Here is a 1865-nt window from a genome sequence, read left to right as displayed (position 1 = left end):
GCTTGTTTTTTTGTTATTATCAACTAATAAATTTTAATAAGTAAAGATTTACAAAACTCTAAACTATATAAAGTGAAACGATAATTAGTAGGAGGCTACGAGCAGTGTAATTCCCACCTAATTTCTTAGCTTCATCCGAATTTTGAGGTAAGAATTTTACTTCCCGCAAATAGCTTGATAAATAAAACCACCTTTCTGACAGGTGGTTTTGTGTACTAATTTACATATAAATTGTCCATATTTTTATAGTTACTTAATATACTTGTTAACTAAAAATAAGACAATTTTTAGTTTTTAATCAAACCAATTTTCGTTTTATCTCACGTACTCATAGTACCATTTACGTGCATCTAACCAAGCTGTAAATTTATCGATATTCCCGGACAGATAGCCATTCGTTATAGCATAACCAATGCCATCTTTTTGAACGACAATTTGTCCATCAATACCCGCATCAACCATAGCTTGAGCCAAATCTTGTAAATTACTAAATGCTACACCACCAGTTTTTACTTTGAGCAAATCCGCTGCACCTCCTCCAGTTTGTCCTGTAAGAGCAAATACAATAGAATTAGCGATTTTATCAACATTCCATTTTGCCATGTCGGATTCATTATCAATAAACCCTAATTCAATAAGAATAGCCGGTGCCTTCGTTCCATTTAATACCGCTAAATCTGTACGTTGTTTCGCACCTCGATCACGCCATCCAATATCTTTTGCTAGTTGAGCTGAGATTTTAGCCGCCAAATCTTTCTGATCATAATATAAAACCTCAACACCCTGTCCATTTCCATCACTTGCATTAAGATGAAAAGAAATAACTAAATCCACAGCATGGGAATTGCTATTCCGAATGATATTATTTAAATTTTGTGATTGAGTTGCCCCTACCTCGTCCGTATCGTCATAAACCGTGTGTCCTAGGGCTCTTAACTTAGCCGCCACGGCATCTTTAACTTGCCTATCTAGAACGTGTTCTTTCCGATTCCCGAAATTAGCACCTTGAACAATACTATTGTGTCCTCCGTGCAAACTATATCTAGCCATTATTCATCAACATCTCCTTTCTTAATATCTTATTCAAAACTTGTCTTATTGCTATTCCCACTTACAATCTTAACTGTGCCCATACGTCCTATATTTTCTAAAAGTGATGCAATTTGTTTTCGATATAAAAAAGCTATCGCTTCATAAATCGAATGATTTATTCTCTAAATTACTTTTACATGAATGACGACACGAACAAAAAAGCATCACCCTTTCGGCGATGCCTAAAAACTCTATTTTACTTTTCAGCTCCCTAAATAAATAGAGTTTAAAATCACTGAAACTACACCTATATTTCCTCCCTTTCCTTCACAGCTTCTTTCAACCTCTGCAACATATACCCAATTCCTTTACACCCCTCTAGCGGATATGTAATCATTTCTTCTGGATATAACTTTGTCACTACTTTTTTATGCTTCTTCCCTGCTAATAAGACAATTTCGTCAAACTGTAATAAACTTTTATCTACCATCTGTTTTTGTAATTGCTCTATACTTATTACCTCATCGCTTTTTGAATCAAATGCAAGATCATAGTTTTCTAATACAATATCACTTGGTCTTAAAAATCCATGTTTCGCTGATAATATAACCCAGTTTTCGAAAAACATAGTTGCGTACGCCTGACATGCTTTTCCGAACGGACTAATATATACATCTTTTGCTTCCATCGGTCCGTAGTCTGAATGTTTATCCCAAATTTTCTTTTTTCCGCATGGAATTATACATAGCCTTTTCATATATATTTCTACTCCCTTTACTTTGGTAAATAAAATTCGTTATTTTGTACATTTTTTTCTCGAAATACTATATAAT

The 1865-nt window shown here is 34.1% G+C and carries 2 protein-coding genes; both read right to left on the bottom strand.

What is annotated here, in order from left to right:
• Positions 1–315 precede the first annotated feature (315 nt).
• Positions 316–1050 (bottom strand): N-acetylmuramoyl-L-alanine amidase, encoded by a 735-nt coding sequence (locus tag ABWK52_RS23210; protein ID WP_098541924.1) that lies wholly within the window; start codon positions 1048–1050, stop codon positions 316–318.
• Positions 1051–1339: 289 nt separating this feature from the next.
• Positions 1340–1789 carry a DUF6884 domain-containing protein gene (locus ABWK52_RS23205; protein ID WP_000824873.1) on the bottom strand — a complete coding sequence of 150 codons (450 nt, stop codon included), beginning with the start codon at positions 1787–1789 and terminating at the stop codon, positions 1340–1342.
• Positions 1790–1865: the final 76 nt, after the last annotated feature.

Source organism: Bacillus sp. AP50, assembly GCF_040492675.1.
GTDB classification, from domain to species: domain Bacteria; phylum Bacillota; class Bacilli; order Bacillales; family Bacillaceae_G; genus Bacillus_A; species Bacillus_A cereus.
Note: the sequence above shows the minus strand (reverse complement) of the source record. Positions and strands in the feature narration are given on the sequence as shown.